The organism is Nocardioides sp. CCNWLW239 (genome assembly GCF_037137035.1).
In the GTDB taxonomy this organism is placed as follows: domain Bacteria; phylum Actinomycetota; class Actinomycetes; order Propionibacteriales; family Nocardioidaceae; genus Nocardioides.
Window position 1 is genome coordinate 216061 of record NZ_JBBBNW010000004.1, and the last position, 18016, is coordinate 234076.

At 69.0% G+C, this 18016-nt stretch carries 17 protein-coding genes; 7 read left to right on the top strand and 10 right to left on the bottom strand.

What is annotated here, in order from left to right; translation table 11 throughout:
* Positions 1-2 precede the first annotated feature (2 nt).
* The 4 genes from WBG06_RS18095 to WBG06_RS18110 all read right to left on the bottom strand — a co-directional run bounded on the left by WBG06_RS18095 (position 3) and on the right by WBG06_RS18110 (position 2931).
* Positions 3-1028 (bottom strand): SPFH domain-containing protein, encoded by a 1026-nt coding sequence (locus WBG06_RS18095; protein WP_336738334.1) that lies wholly within the window; start codon positions 1026-1028, stop codon positions 3-5.
* A 16-nt stretch (positions 1029-1044) separates the two neighbouring features.
* Positions 1045-1491, bottom strand: coding sequence for an NfeD family protein (locus WBG06_RS18100; protein ID WP_336738335.1), 447 nt, complete (start codon positions 1489-1491; stop codon positions 1045-1047).
* Between the two features lie 73 nt (positions 1492-1564).
* Positions 1565-2065, bottom strand: a complete 501-nt coding sequence (locus WBG06_RS18105) for a DUF6328 family protein (RefSeq protein ID WP_336738336.1) — start codon at positions 2063-2065, stop codon at positions 1565-1567.
* Positions 2065-2931: a glucose 1-dehydrogenase gene (locus WBG06_RS18110; RefSeq protein WP_336738337.1), complete on the bottom strand. Its 867-nt coding sequence runs from the start codon at positions 2929-2931 to the stop codon at positions 2065-2067. The genes WBG06_RS18105 and WBG06_RS18110 overlap by 1 nt, the downstream gene beginning before the upstream one ends.
* Before the next feature lie 128 nt (positions 2932-3059).
* On the opposite strand from WBG06_RS18110, the gene WBG06_RS18115 reads away from it, so the two are divergent.
* Both WBG06_RS18115 and WBG06_RS18120 read left to right on the top strand, forming a co-directional pair.
* Positions 3060-3722 carry a spermidine synthase gene (locus tag WBG06_RS18115; RefSeq protein WP_336738542.1) on the top strand — a complete coding sequence of 221 codons (663 nt, stop codon included), beginning with the start codon at positions 3060-3062 and terminating at the stop codon, positions 3720-3722.
* A 27-nt stretch (positions 3723-3749) separates the two neighbouring features.
* On the top strand, positions 3750-5141 hold the full coding sequence (locus tag WBG06_RS18120) for a class II fumarate hydratase (RefSeq protein ID WP_336738543.1): 1392 nt from the start codon (positions 3750-3752) through the stop codon (positions 5139-5141).
* 106 nt (positions 5142-5247) lie between these two features.
* Here WBG06_RS18120 and WBG06_RS18125 read toward each other — a convergent pair whose 3' ends face one another.
* The 3 genes from WBG06_RS18125 to WBG06_RS18135 all read right to left on the bottom strand — a co-directional run bounded on the left by WBG06_RS18125 (position 5248) and on the right by WBG06_RS18135 (position 8610).
* On the bottom strand, positions 5248-5901 hold the full coding sequence (locus WBG06_RS18125; RefSeq protein ID WP_336738338.1) for a lytic transglycosylase domain-containing protein: 654 nt from the start codon (positions 5899-5901) through the stop codon (positions 5248-5250).
* A 247-nt stretch (positions 5902-6148) separates the two neighbouring features.
* Positions 6149-7540 carry a PhoH family protein gene (locus WBG06_RS18130; protein WP_336738339.1) on the bottom strand — a complete coding sequence of 464 codons (1392 nt, stop codon included), beginning with the start codon at positions 7538-7540 and terminating at the stop codon, positions 6149-6151.
* Positions 7541-7833: 293 nt separating this feature from the next.
* The gene (locus tag WBG06_RS18135; RefSeq protein ID WP_336738340.1) at positions 7834-8610 is read right to left on the bottom strand and encodes an isoprenyl transferase; all 777 of its coding nucleotides are present in this window, start codon (positions 8608-8610) and stop codon (positions 7834-7836) included.
* A gap of 87 nt (positions 8611-8697) precedes the next feature.
* On the opposite strand from WBG06_RS18135, the gene trhA reads away from it, so the two are divergent.
* Positions 8698-9438, top strand: coding sequence for a PAQR family membrane homeostasis protein TrhA (gene trhA, locus WBG06_RS18140; RefSeq protein ID WP_336738341.1), 741 nt, complete (start codon positions 8698-8700; stop codon positions 9436-9438).
* On the opposite strand, the gene WBG06_RS18145 is transcribed toward trhA, so the two are convergent.
* Positions 9399-10661 (bottom strand): MFS transporter, encoded by a 1263-nt coding sequence (locus tag WBG06_RS18145; RefSeq protein ID WP_336738342.1) that lies wholly within the window; start codon positions 10659-10661, stop codon positions 9399-9401. The two genes, trhA and WBG06_RS18145, sit on opposite strands and share 40 nt — an antisense overlap.
* Before the next feature lie 56 nt (positions 10662-10717).
* On the opposite strand from WBG06_RS18145, the gene WBG06_RS18150 reads away from it, so the two are divergent.
* Complete coding sequence (locus WBG06_RS18150; protein WP_336738343.1) at positions 10718-11683, top strand: ArsR/SmtB family transcription factor; 966 nt, start codon at positions 10718-10720, stop codon at positions 11681-11683.
* Positions 11684-11751: 68 nt separating this feature from the next.
* Here the strand turns inward: WBG06_RS18150 and WBG06_RS18155 are convergent, their stop codons facing one another.
* Together WBG06_RS18155 and WBG06_RS18160 are read right to left on the bottom strand one after the other, a co-directional pair.
* A complete protein-coding gene (locus WBG06_RS18155) occupies positions 11752-13251 on the bottom strand; it encodes an amino acid permease (RefSeq protein ID WP_336738344.1) in 1500 nt (499 codons plus the stop codon).
* A gap of 54 nt (positions 13252-13305) precedes the next feature.
* Positions 13306-14979, bottom strand: coding sequence for a tannase/feruloyl esterase family alpha/beta hydrolase (locus WBG06_RS18160; RefSeq protein WP_336738345.1), 1674 nt, complete (start codon positions 14977-14979; stop codon positions 13306-13308).
* Between the two features lie 233 nt (positions 14980-15212).
* Between WBG06_RS18160 and WBG06_RS18165 the strand changes: the two genes are divergently transcribed.
* Genes WBG06_RS18165 through WBG06_RS18175 form a run of 3 tightly spaced genes read left to right on the top strand, consistent with a single transcriptional unit; the run spans position 15213 to position 17986 of the window.
* On the top strand, positions 15213-15986 hold the full coding sequence (locus tag WBG06_RS18165; protein ID WP_336738346.1) for an ABC transporter ATP-binding protein: 774 nt from the start codon (positions 15213-15215) through the stop codon (positions 15984-15986).
* Positions 15979-16686, top strand: a complete 708-nt coding sequence (locus tag WBG06_RS18170; RefSeq protein WP_336738347.1) for an ABC transporter ATP-binding protein — start codon at positions 15979-15981, stop codon at positions 16684-16686. The genes WBG06_RS18165 and WBG06_RS18170 overlap by 8 nt, the downstream gene beginning before the upstream one ends.
* A 43-nt stretch (positions 16687-16729) precedes the next feature.
* Entirely contained in the window at positions 16730-17986 is a 1257-nt protein-coding gene (locus WBG06_RS18175; RefSeq protein WP_336738348.1) for an ABC transporter substrate-binding protein, read from the top strand.
* The last annotated feature ends 30 nt before the right edge of the window (positions 17987-18016 follow it).

The following is an 18016-nucleotide window of genomic DNA, read 5'->3' on the forward strand; positions in this document are numbered from 1 at the left end:
CGTCAGCCGACGATGCGCTCGGCCCGCGCGGACTCCTCCTTGGCCGCCTCGACCGCCTTGAGGGCCTCCGCATGAGCCTCACGCTGAGCCTGCTCGATGGCGTTGCGCGGGCCGGGTAGGGGCGGCGTACCTTCCTCGTCGTCGCGACGATCGGCTGTCTTCGAGGCGCTGTCGGCGAAGGCGCCGGTGACGGTGCGCATCGCCTCGGTGAGCTCGCCGGGGATGACCCAGAACGAGTTGCCGTGAGCGGCGAGGGAAGGCAGCATCTCGAGGTATTTGTAGGCCAGCACCTTGGCGTCGGCGTCGTTGGCGTGGACCGCCTGGAAGACCCGCTCGAGCGCGTTGGCCTCGCCCTCTGCCTCGAGCACCCTGGCCTGCTGGTTGCCCTCCGCCTCCAGGATGGACTTCTGCCGGGTGCCCTCGGCCTCGAGGATCAGCGAGGCGCGCTTGCCCTCGGCGTGCAGGATCGCAGCGCGCTTGTCGCGCTCGGCGCGCATCTGCTTCTCCATCGCCTCCTTGATCGACGCGGGCGGGTCGATCGCCTTGATCTCGACCCGGTTGACCCGGATCCCCCATTTCCCGGTGGCGTCGTCGAGCACCTCGCGCAGCCGCGCGTTGATCGTCTCGCGCGAGGTCAACGTCTTCTCCAGGTCCATCGACCCGATCAGGTTGCGCAGCGTGGTGACGGTGAGCTGATCGATCGCCTGCAGATAGTTGGCCACCTCGTAGGCGGCCGCCCGCGGGTCGGTGATCTGGTAGTAGAGCACCGTGTCGATGTTGACGACCAGGTTGTCCTCGGTGATGACCGGGCGCGGGTTGGAGGAGTAGACGGTCTCGCGTACGTCCAGCTTGGTGTTGACCCGGTCCACCAGCGGAATGACGAAGTTCAGCCCGGGCTGCAGGGTGACCCGGTAGCGTCCGAACCGCTCGATGTTGTAGCGCCGGGCCTGTGGCACGATCCGCACCGTCGAGGCCACCGCCCCGACCACGAGCGCGATCAGGACCAGCAGCGTCAGCAAGAGTTCCATGTCGTACGTCCCTCCTCTAGGGCGACAGCGACAGCGGGTCCCGCGGGTGCACGAGCGCCGTCGCGCCGTCGATCTCGAGCACGTCGACCCGGCACCCGACCGGGATGACCAGGTCCTCGTCGTAGGGCCGTGCGGACCACTCCTCACCGGCGAGCCGCACCAGCCCGTGGGAGAAGCTCACCTCGGCGGTGACGACCGCCTGGCGCCCGACGAGCGCATCGGTGCCGTCACGCGACGGCGGCGGGATCGCCATGTGGCGCCGGGCGATCGGCCGCACGAGCAGCACGCTGCCCCCGCCTGCGAGCGCGAAGACCAGGAACTGCACCAGCACCGGGGCGCCGAGAGCAGCGCTCCCGGCGGCAAGGAGCGCCCCGCCGGCGACGAAAGCGAACGCCAGCGTCATCGTGAACGCCTCGGCGACGCCGAGCAGCACCGCGACGATGATCCAGAAGATCGACCACATAAGCCCACCAGACTCGGTTTCCCACCAGAGTACTCCCGGTGTGGTGGCCGTCACATCAGTTCAGGACATCGGATCAGTGGGAGTTGTTCTTCCCGTTCAGCAGCGGTAGGCCCGCCCACAGGGACACGAACAGCACGAGCACGGCCACGGCCGCGACGATTCCGGCGTCGAGCGAGACGACGACGTCGAAGACGAGCAGCACCACCAGCGACGAGACGATCGCGAAGCCCACGAGACCGGCGCGCGCGCAGGCGTGGGAGGCCTTCACCAGCCACGGGCGCTGCCGGCGCCGGAACAGCATCCGATGGAACGAGACCGGCGCGATGATGAGGCAGGTGGTGATGACCGAGCCGATCAGCACGACGAGATAGATCCGTTGCTGGTAGTCAGCCAGGTCCGGGAAGCGGGGCGAGAAGGGCACCGTCAGCAGGAAGCCGGTCAGGATCTGCACCCCGGTCTGCAGCACGCGCAGCTCTTGGAGAAGCTCGTTCCAGTTGCGGGTGATGCGTTCCTCCGGCCGCTCGTCGGGACCGTCTCCCTTGATCTCGACACCGCCGGACCCGCTCGCCGTCATCAGAACACCGGCCGTCCCCCGGTCACCCCGAGAACGGTCCCGGAGACGTAGGAGGCCTCGGTGGGCGAGGCCAGGAAGACGAACGCCGGCGCGACCTCGGCCGGCTGACCGGCACGGCCCAGCGGCGTGTTGGCGCCGAACTTCTGCACCTTCTCCGGCGCCTGCGTCGCCGGCTGGAGCGGCGTCCAGATCGGGCCGGGAGCCACTGCGTTCACCCGGATCCCGTCAGGTCCGAGCTCGGCGGCGAGGTTGACCGTGAAGTTGTTGATCGCCGCCTTCGTCGCGGCGTAGTCGAGCAGGGTGGTCGAGGGTTCGTACGCCTGGATCGAGGCGTTGTTGATGACGCAGCCGGTGCTCTTCTGCAGGTGCGGGACGGCGGCCCGGGTCAGCCACAGCAGGGCGTACAGGTTGGTCTTGAACGTCCGGTCGATCCGCTCGTCGTCCATGTCCGTCAGGCCCTTGTCGCGGGCGAACTGGTAGCCGGCGTTGTTGACCAGGATGTCGAGGCCACCGAGCTCCTGCACCGTACGGTCGACGACCTCGTCGCACGCCTCGCGCTCGCGCAGGTCGATCGGGAGGGCCAGCGGCGTACGTCCGGCCTCCTCGACCAGCTTCGAGGTCGTCTGCGCGTCCGGCTCCTCCTCCGGGAGGTAGGTGAAGGCGACGTCGGCTCCCTCACGGGCGTACGCGATCGCGACCGCGCGACCGATGCCGGAGTCGCCACCGGTGATCAGTGCGACCTTGCCCTCGAGGCGACCGTGGCCCTGGTAGCTCGACTCGCCGTGGTCGGGCACGGGGTCCATCTCGCCGGTGAGCCCGGGAGGTTCCTGTTGCTGGGCGGGGAACTGGGTGTTGTCATCGCTCATGAACGGCCCGGTACCCAGATCCGACACAATGGAACCGTGAGCGAGCGTCAGCGAGTGAACCAACAGAATTTCACGCGACCGCGTCCGTACTCTGGCGCTTGCGCTACGGAGGTGGTCGCGTGAGCGGGATGGAATCGGTGATCGTCGATGGGGGCCTGGTCCTGAAGCACCGGGCGGACGGCCACCTGGAGCTGCGGGCCAACGGGATCTTCGTGATGGACACCCGGGAGACCTCGACCGAGAAGGCGCTCGCGACGCGTGCGCTCGGGCTTCACCCGGCGCCGAAGCGGGTGCTCATCGGTGGGCTCGGGCTCGGGTTCACCCTCGAGGCAGTGCTGAGCGATGCGCGGGTCGAGGCGGTGACGGTCGTCGAGATCGAGCCGCGTCTGGTCGAGTGGATGCGGACCGGCCGGGTCCCCCACGGCCCCGACCTGATGGCGGACGACCGTGTCCGCATCGAGGTCGCCGACGTGGCGGTGGTCCTGCGGGAGAGCCTGCCCGAGGCGTACGACGTCGTGCTGCTCGACGTGGACAACGGCCCCGGCTACCTGGTGCATGACGCCAACGGCGCGCTCTACGAGGCGCCCGCACTGGCCGACGCGCGGCGGGCCACGGCCCCGGGTGGCACGGTGGTGGTGTGGTCGGCGGCGGAGGCTCCGGCGCTGCTGGAGGTGATGGCGCAGGTCTTCGACGACGCCGAGGCGCTCTCCTACCCCGTCGACCTGCAGGGCCACTCGGAGACCTACTGGCTCTATGTGGGCACTGTCTCGCACGGGAATGGCACCAACTAGTCAAAGGTTGAACCAGACATGGACGACATGACGGACGACAAGAGCTTCCGCATCGAGCACGACTCCATGGGTGAGGTCCGGGTCGCGAAGGACGCGCTGTGGCGCGCCCAGACCCAGCGGGCCGTGGAGAACTTCCCCATCTCGGGCACTCCGATCGAGCCGGCGCTGATCCATGCGATCGGCCATGTGAAGGCGGCCGCCGCCCAGGCCAACCTCGACCTCGGCGTGCTCCCCGCCGACAAGGCCGAGGCGATCATCGCCGCCGCAGGCGAGGTCGCCGAGGGCCGTCACGACGACGCGTTCCCGATCGACGTCTTCCAGACCGGGTCCGGCACCTCGTCCAACATGAACGCCAACGAGGTGATCGCCTCGCTGGCCGGGCGGGCCGGGGTCGACGTACATCCCAACGACCACGTCAACGCGTCCCAGTCCTCCAACGACACCTTCCCGACCGCGATCCACGTCGCCGCCGCTGTGGCGGTCAGCGAGCAGCTGCTGCCCGCGATCGATGTGCTGGCCACCTCGCTCGAGGCGAAGGCGGAGGAGTTCTCCGGCTTGGTGAAGGCCGGACGTACGCATCTGATGGACGCCACGCCGGTCACCCTGGGTCAGGAGTTCGGCGGGTATGCGGCCACGATCCGCTATGCGGCCGAGCGGCTCGAGGCCGTGCTGCCGAGGGTGCGTGAGCTCGCGCTCGGCGGCACCGCGGTCGGCACCGGCATCAACACGCCGGCCGGCTTCCCGCAGGCCGTGATCGCGGAGCTGTCGGACCGCACCGGCCAGCCGTTCACCGAGGCGCGCAACCACTTCGAGGCCCAGGGCACCCGCGACTCGCTGGTGGAGCTCGCCGGGGCGCTGAAGACGATCGCAGTCGGCCTGGTCAAGATCAACAACGACCTGCGCTGGATGTCGTCGGGCCCGACCACCGGTCTGGCCGAGATCCACCTGCCCGACCTCCAGCCGGGTTCCTCGATCATGCCCGGCAAGGTCAACCCGGTCGTCCCGGAGGCCACGCTGATGGTCGCGTTCCAGGTGATCGGCAACGACGCCGCGGTGACCGCCGCCGGTGCCTCGGGGGCCTTCGAGCTCAACGTCGCGATGCCGGTGATGGCCCGCAACATCCTGGAGTCGATCCGCCTGCTCTCCACCTCGATGACCGTCCTGGCCGAGCGTACGGTCGACGGGATCGTCCCGGTCCCCGAGCGCCTCCGCGCCTACGCCGAGTCCTCCCCCTCGATCGTCACGCCGCTCAACAAGTACATCGGCTACGAGGCTGCCGCCAAGGTCGCCAAGCAGGCTCTCGCCGAGGGCGCCACGATCAAGGAGACGGTCATCGAGCTCGGCTACGTCGCCGACGGCACGATCACCGAGGAAGACCTCGACAAGGCCCTCGACGTCGAGTCCATGACCCACCCCTGAATCGCCGAGTCGGCCCGTCTCGACCAAAACCGCCGCCGAGTCGGCCCGTCATGACGGGCCGACTCGGCGTGATCTCAGGTCAAGACGGGCCGACTCGGCGGGTTGCTCAATACCAGCCGACGGACTGGGAGTGGCTCCAGGCGCCGCACGGGGAGCCGTAGCGGTCGTTGATGTAGCCGAGGCCCCACTCGATCTGGGTGGCCGGGTTGGTCTCCCAGTCGTCACCCGCGGAAGCCATCTTGGAGCCGGGGAGGGCCTGCGGGATGCCGTAGGCGCTGGAGGAGGGGTTGGCGGCGGAGGGGTTCCAGCCGGACTCCTTCTCCCACAGCGGCTCGAGGCAGGAGAACTGGTCCATGCCCCACCCGTAGTCGCCGAGCATCGACTTGGCGATGTCCTTGGGGTTGCGGAGATCGATCTCGATCTCTTCGACGCCTGCGATCGCCTTGACGTCGTTGCCGGCCGACAGGGTGGCCTGCTTGCCCGGGTCGGCGACCTCACGGCGGTCGCCGGAGGAGCGCGACAGCGTGGTTTCGCCGCCGCGGGCGGCGGACTCGGCCTCGATCGCGGCGCGCTGGGCGTCGCTGAGCTCGGGGAGGTCGGCGGCTGCCGCCTCACCTGCGCTCAGCTTCGCGTCGTCGGTGGCGGGACCGGTGAAGGCGACTCCACCGCCGACCGCCGCGCTGGTCCCGCCGAGGGCGAGGACGGAGAGGAGGAGGGTGGTCTTTGCGGTCGTACGCGCAGCCTTGTGCGGAACGTCCACGAGCGGGTTCGCTGGCGTGCCACGGTGACGTGGGGCGCGATGAACAGGCTGTGACACGGGCTCTCTTACGGGGGCTGAGACAGTTACGGACCCGCAAACAATGCATGAGTGCCCATGCCGTATCAAACCGGACGCACCGTTTGTGGGTCAGAAATGACCGTCCTGAGCATCACTTCCGTAACACAGGTCACACAAATCACAACCGCCCCAGACCTCACCAGGTCTGGGGCGGTTGACGTGACAAGGATTACGGCACGACGTTCTCCAGCATCTCGGTGACGAGCGCCGCGATCGGCGAACGCTCCGACCGGGTGAGCGTGACGTGCGAGAAGAGCGGGTGGCCCTTCAGCTTCTCGATCACCGCGACGACACCGTCGTGGCGTCCGACCCGGAGGTTGTCACGCTGGGCGACGTCGTGGGTGAGCACGACCTTCGAGTTGGCACCGATCCGGGAGAGCACCGTGAGGAGCACGTTGCGCTCCAGCGACTGCGCCTCGTCGACGATGACGAAGGAGTCGTGCAGCGACCGGCCGCGGATGTGGGTCAGCGGCAGCACCTCGAGCATGCCCCGGTCGATGATCTCGTCGATCACCTCCTGCGAGGTCACCGCGGAGAGGGTGTCGAAGACCGCCTGGCCCCACGGCGACATCTTCTCGCCCTCGGTGCCGGGCAGATACCCGAGCTCCTGCCCGCCGACGGCGAAGAGCGGCCGGAAGATGACCACCTTCTTGTGCTGGTTGCGCTCCATCACCGCCTCGAGGCCGGCGCACAGCGCCAGCGCGGACTTTCCGGTGCCGGCCCGGCCACCGAGGGAGACGATGCCGACCTCGGGGTCGAGCAGCATCTCCAGCGCGATCCGCTGCTCCGCGGAGCGACCGTGGATCCCGAAGGCCTCCCGGTCACCGCGAACGAGGTGGACCTGCTTGTCCGGGCCGACCCGGCCGAGCGCGGTGCCACGGTCGGACATCAGCACCAGGCCGGTGTGGCAGGGCAGGTCGCGGGCCGCGTCGAGGTCGAGGACGCCGTCGTCGTAGAGCTCGTCGAGATCCGCGGAGGCGACATCCAGCTCGGCCATGCCGGAGTAGCCCGGGTCGGAGTCGTTGATCCGCTCACCGCGGTAGTCCTCGGCCTGGAGCCCGACGGCAGACGCCTTGATCCGCATCGGCAGGTCCTTGGAGACCAGCGTGACGTCGAGCCCGTCGCCCTTCAGGTTGCGCGCGACCGCGAGGATGCGGGTGTCGTTGTCGCCCAGCCGGAATCCGCTCGGCAGCGAGGACGGGTCGGTGTGGTTGAGCTCGACCCGGATCGTGCCGCCCTCCTCCCCGACCGGGACCGCCGTGTCGAGGCGACCGTGGGTGATCCGCAGCTCGTCGAGCTGCCGGAGCGCGGAGCGGGCGAAGTAGCCCAGCTCCGGGTGGTGCCGCTTCCCCTCCAGCTCGGTGATCACCACCACCGGGAGCACGACCTGGTGCTCGGCGAAGCGCGTCATGGCCTTCGGGTCCGAGAGCAGGACGCTGGTGTCGAGAACGAACGTACGCGCTGAAGGCGACTCGCTCTCCGAGGGGGACTCCGACGCCGGTGTCGGAGCGGCCGACGCATCGGCCTCGGTGACATGCTCGTTCGTGGTTCGGTTGGCCACGCGGATCACCTCTCGCGACCGGCTCATACACCCATGAGTCCGGTCATTTCATCGTCAATCAGATGGACCGGACGGTGGACCGTCAGTCGGGGTGCCGACCGCCTCACACCCGTCGGGATCGCCAGGATCCTGACTCAGGTTCGGTTCGTGACTACTCACGTAACGGGCCTCCAGGTGCGACGGGATTTTCTTCCCCGCCGTTGTGACAACGCTACGCCGCCCGACCAATGCTCTGTGGCAACACGCAGCATTTTTCTCTGTGAACACCTGGTGACGGCACTGATTCGTGCCGGTCAGCGGCCTAGGCGACGCTCGCGGTGGGCGTAGGCCCGGAGGGCTCGCAGGAAGTCCGTACGCCGGAAGTCGGGCCAGTAGGCCTCGCAGAAGTAGAACTCCGACTTCGCGCTCTGCCAGAGCAGGAACCCACCCAGGCGCTGCTCCCCCGAGGTGCGGATCACCAGGTCGGGGTCCGGCTGGCCCTTGGTGTAGAGATGGTCGGCAATGTGCTCGACGTCGATGATCTGGGCGAGCTCCTCAAGCGAGGTGCCTCGGCCGGCGTGCTCGATGAGCAGGGCACGTACGGCGTCGGCGATCTCGCGGCGCCCGCCGTAGCCCACGGCGACGTTGACCAGCATCCCGTCCACGTCCCGGGTCGCCTCCTCGGCGGCCTTGAGCCGTTGAGACAGCCAGTCGGGCAGCAGGTCGAGCGCGCCGACCGGGTGCAGCCGCCAGCGACGTACGTCGGCCAGGGAGTCGACCGCGTCCGCGATGATCTCGAGGAGCGGCGCCAGCTCCTCGGCCGGGCGGTTGAGGTTGTCGGTGGAGAGCAGCCACAGGGTGACCACCTCGATGCCGATCTCGTCGCACCAGGTCAGCAGCGGCTCGATGTTGGCGGCGCCGGCGCGGTGGCCGTGGGCGGTCGACTGGCCGACCTCCTTGGCCCAGCGACGGTTGCCGTCGAGCATCACCCCGACGTGCTGAGGCAGCTTGGAGGTGTCGAGCTTGCGCAACATCCGCGCCTCGTAGGCGGGGTAAAGAACCCGACGTACGCCTTCCTTCCAGTCTGCCACGGGAGAAGGGTATCGGCGCCGAGCCCACATCACCCAGCGGGACGGAATTCACCGGATCTTCAGGGACGACCGATAGCCTTGCCTTCTATGACTGAGATGACGGACGCGATGCGCCACACGGTCGGCAACATCACCGACTCGGTCTCCTCGACCGTTCACGAGGCACTCCCGAAGATGCGCGGCTGGATCCATCTGGCCACCGCACCACTGACGTTGGCGGCCGGCATCGTCCTGATCGTGCTGGCGCCCGCGGGAGCTCCCCGCGTGGGTGCGACCGTCTTCACGATGGCCGCGCTCCTGCTCTTCACCGTCTCCGCGGTCTACCACCGGGTCAACGCCCTCGGGCGGTGGAACGAGCGGTGGTTCACCATCATGAAGCGCTGGGACCACGCGAACATCATGCTGATGATCGCCGGCTCCTACACGCCGTTCTCGCTGCTGCTCCTCGACGGCGTCACCCAGGTGGTGCTGCTCTCGGTGGTCTGGACCGGCGCGATCCTCGGTGTGCTCTTCCGGGTCTTCTGGAACGACGCCCCGCGCTGGCTCTACGTGCCCAACTACATCGCGCTCGGCTGGGCGGCGATCTTCTTCATCCCGTCCTTCTTCACCGGCGCGGTCGCGCTCGGTGTCGGCATCGGGATCGCCACCTTCACGCTGATCTGCGTCGGCGGCGCGCTCTACACCGCCGGCGGCGTCATCTACGGCTTCAAGCGCCCCAACCCCTGGCCGCGCTGGTTCGGCTTCCACGAGGTCTTCCACACCTTCACCATCCTGGCGTTCGTCGCCCACTACACGGGCGTCTCGCTGGCGACGTACTCCTTGCGCTGAGCCTCCTGCTCGCGCGTCGCCGCGGCGTGCCGGGCGAGCACCGCGGTGAGGACGCCGGTGCCGGCGAAGATCCCGCCCAGCACCAGCCATCCGCCGGTGCCGTGGTCGATCGCGGTGGCGGTGACGACCAGTGGCGCGAGCATGTGCGCGAGCGCGTAGCCCATCTGGCTGACCCCCTGGTAGACGCCGGCCCGTTCCTGGTCGGCGAGCTCGAACGCGAGGCCCCAGCTGCCCGCCTCCCCACGGGTCTCGGCCGCCGAGGCCGCCAGCGCAGCGAGCAGGAGTACGCAGGTGGCGACCACCGTCCCGACGTACTCCGCGGCGGCGAAGAGCACGCAGGCGGCCAGCAGCAGGAATCCGGCACCGCGCACCGCTCGTCCTGCCGTCTCGATGTCGTGGGTGCCTCGCGACGCCCGGACCTGGAAGAGCGCGACGTAGACGGTGTTGACCACGAGGAGCAGCGAGACCAGGACCGTCGGCGCATCGGTGTGGTCGGCCACCCACAGCGGCACCCCGATCGACGTGACCCCGAAGTGGATCGCCATCACCCCGCTGAGCACCGTCGCGGTCACGTAGGTGCGGTCCCGCAGCGGTGAAGGGCCGGTGGCCGTCGCCGGCCCGGACCCGGCGTCCATCGTCTCCCCCAGTCCGGCGATCCGGCGCCGGAGACCGACGAGCGGCACCGCCGCGGCCGTCGTGAGCACCCCGACGACCACCATCGTGGCGCGGTAGGCGGTCGCGGTGTCGATCGCGAGCGCCAAGGCGGCGAGCACGGTGCCGACCCCGATCATCACGTTCATCACCACCCGCAGCCGCGCCCGGACCGCCACCCGCTCGGGACCGACGAACCAACGAGCGACCAGCGTCGACTGGGCGCTCGACTGGAACCCCCGGGACGCCGAGACCCAGGTCGCGACCAGCACGAAAGCGACCACGTCCCGCGCCAAGGCGTAGGCCAGCAGGGCGATGCCGTAGCTCGCCATCGACCAGAGCTGGACCCGGTCGGCACCCCAGCGGTCGCTGAGTCGCCCACCCACGTACGTCGCCACCACGCCGACTCCGCCGGCGACGGTGAGCCCGACGCCGACGGTCACCGCGGAGAGCCCGATGACACGGGTGAAGTAGAGAGCGCTGACCGCGAAGAACATGCCACGGGCGAGCGAGAGGGCCGCGACGGCGCCGACGAGAGGGCGCTCGACCGGTTCGCTGGGAAGTCGGATCATGGGCCAGTTGTCGCACCCGGCCATCTCGAGCGCCCAACGATATAGCGTATTGCTTCATGATCACGTACGAGCTCTCGGGCAGCGACCTGAGCGAGGTGCGGTTCGCCGTCTCACCGCTCAACGAGCTCACCCTCTCGCTGCGAGCGCTGCGCGATCCCGGCCGGTTCCCGCTCCACCTGCCGTGGCTCCGCACCGTGGCCGAGGCGGACCTCGACCGGGAGGCGCTGCTGGCGCTGACCAACGACCTGCTCTGGACGCCTGACTTCCTCAACCCACGACCGCACGATCCGCTCGCCCGGCTCGAGGAGGAGCTCGAGGTCGTCGCGGCGACCCCGCCGGATCGGGTGCGCGACGACCTCGACGCCGTCCACTTCGACCCCGAGAGCCGGCCGGCGGTGCTGGAGGGACGGCCACAGGCGGTGCTGCGCCGCATCCTCGGCGCGCTGCGTGACTACTGGGAGTCCTGCTTCGAACCGCACTGGCCGCGGATGCGAGCCGTGCTCGAGGCCGACATCGTCCATCGTGGGCGCACGATCGTCCACGCCGGCATGGCCGCGATGTTCGCCGACATCTCACCGCGGGTCGCCCTCGCCGACGACCTGCTCACGATCCGGCTCACCACGTCGAAGGTCGACTACCGGCGGACGACCGCAGGCATCGGTCTCACCGTGGTGCCCACGCTGTTCACCCGCAACCCGTCGACGCCGATCTCGCCGGCCGAGCCGCCGGTCATGTTCTATCCGGCCCGCGGCCTGGGCACTCTCTGGACCGCCGACCGGCCACCGGCACCCCGGGCGCTGAGCGGCCTCATCGGAGAGACCAGGTCGATGCTGATGACGCTGCTGGGCGCCCCGGCGTCCTCGACCGAGCTGGCCGTACGTCTGGGAGTCACCACTCCGGCCGTCAACCAGCATCTACGGGCGATGCGAGCCGCCGGGCTGCTGACCTCCGCACGGCACGGGCGCTCGGTGCTGTATCTGCGCTCCGACCTCGGCGACCGGTTGATGGACGCCGCCGGATGACCCCCGGTAGATGGCGAAGGGGCGCACGGCCGTTCGACCGTGCGCCCCTTCGCCGTATCACGAGAGCCTCACATGTGCAGGGGCTCGACGGCCTTGTCGTCGCCGCCCTTGCCGACCCGCGAGTTGCGGTAGCCGTAGAGGAAGTAGATGGCGAAGCCGAGCGCCATCCACACCAGGAACCGCAGCCAGGTCTCGATGCTCAGGTTGAGCGTCAGGTAGATGCAGATCGCCGCGGCCAGGAACGGCAGGAACGGGCTGAACGGAACCTTGAAGGAGCGCGGCAGGTCCGGGCGGCGCTTGCGCAGGACCGGGACGGCGATCGAGACCAGCGCGAACGCGGTCAGGGTGCCGATGTTGACCATCTCCTCGAGCTTGCCGATCGGGGTGAAGGTGGCGACGATCGCCACGAAGGCACCGACGACGAGGGTGATCCGGATGGGCGTACCGGTCTTCGGGTTGACGTGGGCGAACTTCACCGGGAAGAGACCGTCACGGCTCATCGCGAAGATGACCCGGATGGCGCCGATCATCAGCGTCATCACGACGGTGGTCAGACCCGCGACGGCACCCGCCGAGATCAGCGTCGCGAAGCCCGGTCGACCGACGTCACGGAAGGCCGTGGCGAGCGCGGCCGAGGTGTCGATCTCGTCGTACTTCACCATGCCGGTGATGACCAGGGCGACCGCGACGTAGAGGAGCGTGCAGATCACCAGCGAGCCGATGATGCCGCGGGGCAGGTCGCGCTGCGGGTTCCTGGCCTCCTCCGCGGTGGTGGCGACCACGTCGAAGCCGATGTAGGCGAAGAAGACGACCGAGGCGGCCGAGATGATGCCGAGGACACCGAAGGTCTGCGGCTCGAGACCGAAGGCCCACTGGATCAGCGGCTGGTGGATGCCCTCGCCGCTGACGGATCCGGCGCGCTCGGGGATGAACGGGTCGTAGTTGGAGCCGGTGACGTAGAACATGCCGGCGATGATCACGAAGAGGACGATGAACAGCTTGACCGCGACGAGCGCGAGGTTGACCCGCAACGACTCCTTGATGCCGATCGCGATCAGGCCGACCAGGACCACGACCAGCAGCAGCGCAGCCAGGTTGGGCTGGCCGAACTCGGCGTTGGCGTCCGGTCCGAAGCCCTCAGGCCAGCCGAGGCCGATCTCTTCCAGGAAGGTCACCAGGTAGGCGCTCCAGCCCTGAGCGACCACGGACGCACCGAGGACCATCTCCAGGATGAGGTCCCAGCCGATGATCCAGGCGAGCATCTCGCCGAGGGTGGCGTAGGAGAAGGTGTACGCCGAGCCCGAGACCGGCACGGTCGAGGCGAACTCCGCGTAGCAGAGCGCCGCCAGGCCACAGCAGATCGCCGCGATGATGAAGGAGAAGACGACCCCGGGGCCGGCGTACTCGGCCGCGGCACGACCGGTCAGCGTGAAGATACCCGCACCGATGATGACGCCGATCCCGAAGACGGTCAGATCGACGGAGGTGAGCCGTCGCTTGAGCTTGAAATCAGGGTGGTCGGCATCGGCGAGGGACTGCTCGATGGACTTTGTTCGCCACATGGACATGAGGGATAGGAAACCACCCCGATCGCTCGACAGGAAAGAGCGGGGTGCCTTCCGTCACATCGCGCACCTGAAGCTGCTCGCCTCCGAGGTGGATCCCCCGACGTACGCAGGCCATGACGGCCACTCGCACAGCGGCCGGGTGCGGTCGGCTCCGGGATTGCCGTCCGTGACCACCTGGTTCTCGGCGGGCGCGGCGCCGTCCTCGGCCCACCGCTGGATCGCGGAGAGCGAGTCGTAGGAGGCGGAGAAAGCGACCGGGGCGAAGTTGGCGTGGTTGGCACCCGGCACCAGATAGAAGCGCGAGAAGGTCTCGGTCGCCCGCGTGCCCATCACCCGCTGGACCCGCTGGTAGTAGTCGATCGTCGAGCGGTGGCTGACCAGCTCGTCGGCGGCACCGTGGACCAGGATCAGCCTGCCACCGGCCCGGGCGAACGGTCGGAGGTCGGCATCGTTGACGTCCTGGAGCGCGGTGAGCTCGCTGATCCGGCGCTGCCACTCCCCCGGCGCGGCGGGGTCGATCGCGAACGCGCTGAGCTCCGGGTCGCGGGTGACGAAGTGCTTGGCCCACTGGTTCCAGAACTGCATGCCGTAGCCGGCGGTCACCGGCATCGGGTCTGCCGGTGCGGTGGTGCCGAAGCCGAGGACCGGTGTCGACATCCGCGCCCCGGACAGCACCGGGAACCCGGGGTAGCCCCACTCCCCGCTCGCCACCCGGTAGGGCAGCCGCCAGCTGCTGTCGGCAGCGACGACCGCGTCCACCTGCTCGCGCGAGAGACAGGTGGCACCCGGAGTCTCGCCGTCGGCGCAGACCAGCGTCTCCGGGTCGAAGTCGCAGCCGGCCTCGTCGGAGATCACCCCGTCCTCGAGGCCGTCGCCACCGTCGCAGGCGGCCAGGACCCGCTGGGCGACCAGGTCCTGCTGGTCCTTGGCCGGGAACGCACCGAACTTGCCGAACTCGTGGGTGATCCGGCCGAAGAAGAGGTCGAGGGTGGCGGCGTTCCAGGCGGGATAGGCAGAGATCACCCCGTCGAAGTCGCGCGGCCAGCGTTGGGCGACAGCGAGCGCCTCGCGGCCGCCGGTGGAGCCGCCGGCGAAGTAGGTCGTGCGCGGGGCGCGCCCGGTGGCCTTCCGGATCACGTACGTCGCGGTGTCGTGCACCTTCTTCAGCGCATCACCCGAGAAGTTGCGCAACGCCTCGTCGGAGCGGCCGAACCAGCCGTCCAGGCTGGGGATCGGGTGTCTGCCCGGATCGGCCTGATGGCCGGAGTCGCTGGCGTAGGTGGCGTAGCCGCGGCCGAGCGGGGTGCGCTGGTCGACCGGCCCGAAGGGCACGTTCTGGGCGAGGTTCGGAACGGTGCCGTTGTAGCCGCCACCGCCGAACATCATCGTCCTGCCATTCCACCCCTCCGGCAGCGCCAGGCCCATGGTGATGTCCGGGGCGGCGGGGTCGACCGGGTGGATCGCGATGTCGGCGCGGCAGTACGCCGGGATGGCGGTCGCGCCGCTCCCGGAGGCCGGCATCGACGTCGCCGCGGTCACCTCGGCACCGGTGGTGGGCAGGCCGATGCGGTGCGCCGGGACCTTCAGCCCGACCAATGACGAGCAGTCGGCGGTGTCCGTCGATGGCGCTGCGGTCGCGGGCGCGTGGCCGACGACCAGGGCCGCCGCGGCGAGGGCCAGCGACGAGCCGGCGGTCAGGAATCTGCGTACGAGACGGGTATGGGGCATCGTTGGCCTCCTGGACGGGGCCCACCTGGGCCGGCCTTCGGATCCTGTCCAGCATCGCGACGCGATGTGACGCGCGCCATGTGGCTGACGCACACATCTCCTGGGTCGGGGATGTGGCCCGTCGGGATCCGCGCGGTCGAGCGACTGCATGGGGATCGACCACACAACGGACCGGTTCACTGTGTCCCGAACCCCTATGGCGTACGTCTCACCACTTCCCTAGCGTCGCCCCTGTGACGAGCACCACACCGGCCCCGAGGTGGGCACTGCGGACCGAGGGTCTCACCAAGGACTTCCGGGGCTTCCGCGCGGTCAGCTCCGTCGACCTCGACGTCGGCGAGGGCACCGTCCACGCGCTCGTCGGCCCGAACGGCGCCGGCAAGACGACCCTGTTCAACCTGCTGACCGGCTTCCTGAAGCCCACCAGCGGGCGGATCACGGTCTTCGGTGACGACGTCACCGGGATGGCACCGGAGCGGATCACCCGGCACGGGGTGGCCCGCTCCTTCCAGATCACCAGCCTCTTCGAGAACCTCACTCCACGCGAGCACGTCGAGATCGCGCTCCAGGGGCTGACGAACCAGGGGTTGAAGTTCTGGCGGTCGGAGAAGCTGCTGGCTCGGCGCCGCGACGAGGTCGACCGGCTGCTGGCCGAGGTCGGTCTGACCGACCTGGCCGACAAGCCGACCGGGCTGATGGCGTACGGCCAGAAGCGGGCGCTCGAGCTGGCTCTCGTGCTCGCCGTCGAGCCGAAGCTGCTGCTGCTCGACGAGCCGACGGCGGGGATGGGCATCGAGGACGTCGACCGCACCATCGAGCTGGTCCGGCGCATCGCGGAGGGCCGCACGGTGGTCTTCGTCGACCACAACATGCACGTGGTCGGCCAGCTCGCCGACCGGGTCACCGTCCTCCAGCAGGGCTCCGTGCTCGCCGAGGGCCCCTACGACGAGGTGCGCGCGGACCCGCGCGTCATCACCGCCTACCTCGGGGAGGCCCACCATGCGTGAGGACCCGCTGCTCGACGTCGAGAACCTCAGTGCCTGGTACGGCGAGGCCCAGGCGCTGCGCGAGGCCACCCTGAGCGTCGGGGCAGGCGAGGTCGTCACCCTCGTCGGACGCAACGGCGCCGGCAAGACCACGCTCGTACGCTGCCTGATGGGCCTCCACAAACATCTGAGCGGCTCCATCCGGCTCGACGGCCGCGAGATCACCTCGCTGCCTGCCCACAAGCGGGCCCGCGCCGGGCTCGGCTGGGTGCAGGACGACCGCGGCATCTTCGCCAACCTGAGCGTCGAGGAGAACCTGCTCCTGCCACCGAAGGTCTCCGACTCCGGCTGGACGCTGGAACAGGTCTACGACGCCTTTCCGGCTCTCGGCAGCCGCCGGCGGGCAGGCGGCACGACGCTCTCCGGTGGTGAGCAGCAGATGCTCGCCGTCGCCCGGGTGCTCCGCACCGGCGCCCGCCTGCTCCTGCTCGACGAGCCCTCCGAGGGACTCGCCCCCGTCATCGTCGCCCAGATCGGCGACATCGTGCGGACCGCGAAGCAGTCCGGGATCGGCGTCCTGCTGATCGAGCAGAACGTACGTTTCGCCGCCACCGTCGCCGACCGCCACTACCTGCTCGCCCAGGGCCGACTCGTCGAGAGCCTGGACAACGACGAGTTCGTCGAGCGTCAGGACGAGCTGCTCGAACATCTCGGGATCTGACCCCCAGCAGATGCGCACTCCCAACCCCGCGAGGAGAGACACCATGAACAAGCGTAGAAGAACCGGCTCCACCACGCTGCTTGCCGGACTGACGGCGGGTGTCCTGGTCACCGCCGGCTGCGGCGCCGGCGGCCCGAGCGCCGGCGGCGGCGACTTCACCGACGACAAGGTCGTCCTCGCCCTGCTCAACGACGCCTCCGGCGTCTACAAGGACGTCTCCGGCCCCAACTCGAAGATCGCGATCCAGATGGCGATCGACGACTACCAGGAGAAGTACGGCGACGACGCCGTCGTCGACGACATCGAGGTGACCTCGGCCGACCACCAGAACGAGCCGGACATCGCCAACACCAAGGCCCAGGAGCTCTACGACCGCGAGGGCGCCGACGTCATCCTCGACGTACCGACCTCGTCGGCGGCGCTGGCCGTCGCGACGCAGGCCAAGAACAAGAAGAAGCTCTACATGAACATCGGCGCCGGGACGACCGAGCTCACCGGCGCACAGTGCAACAAATACACCTTCCACTACGCCTACGACACCTGGATGCTGGCCAACGGCACCGGCACCGTCGTCACCGAGGAAGGCGACAAGAACTGGCAGCTGATCTACCCCGACTACGCCTTCGGCCAGGACATGGTGAAGTCGTTCACCGGCGCCATCGAGACCGGCGGCGGCACGGTGGCGGGCACGATCGCGACGCCGTTCCCGAACGACAACTTCGCGACGTACATCACCAAGGCCGGGGCCGCGAACCCGCAGGTCATCGGCACCATGCACGCCGGCGGTGACCTGATCAACTTCGTCAAGCAGTACAACGAGTCGGGTCTGAAGGAGAAGGGCATCGACCTGGCCGTCGGGCTGATGTTCATCTCCGACATCCACTCGCTCGGCGTCGAGGCGTTCGAGGGCACGATCTTCACCGACGCCTGGTACTGGAACCTCGACGAGAAGTCGCGCGAGTGGGCCGACCGCTTCCTGGAGGAGACCGGCGACCGGCCGACGTACGCCCACGCGGGCAACTACTCGGCAGCGCTGCAGTATCTCGAGGCGGTCCAGGCGGCCGGCACCGACGACGCCGACAAGGTCGTCGAGGAGCTGGAGGGCAAGAAGATCGACGACATGTTCCTGCGCAACGGGGAGATCCGCGCCGAGGACCACCGGGTCGTCCACGACGTCTACCTGGCTCGCGTCAAGGGTCCGGACGACGTCACGGAGGACTGGGACTACGAGGAGATCATCAAGACCATCCCGGCCGAGGAGGCGTTCCGTCCGGCGGCCGAGTCCGGCTGCTCGATGTAGGCGCTCGGCTCACGACGGATCGGCCAGAAG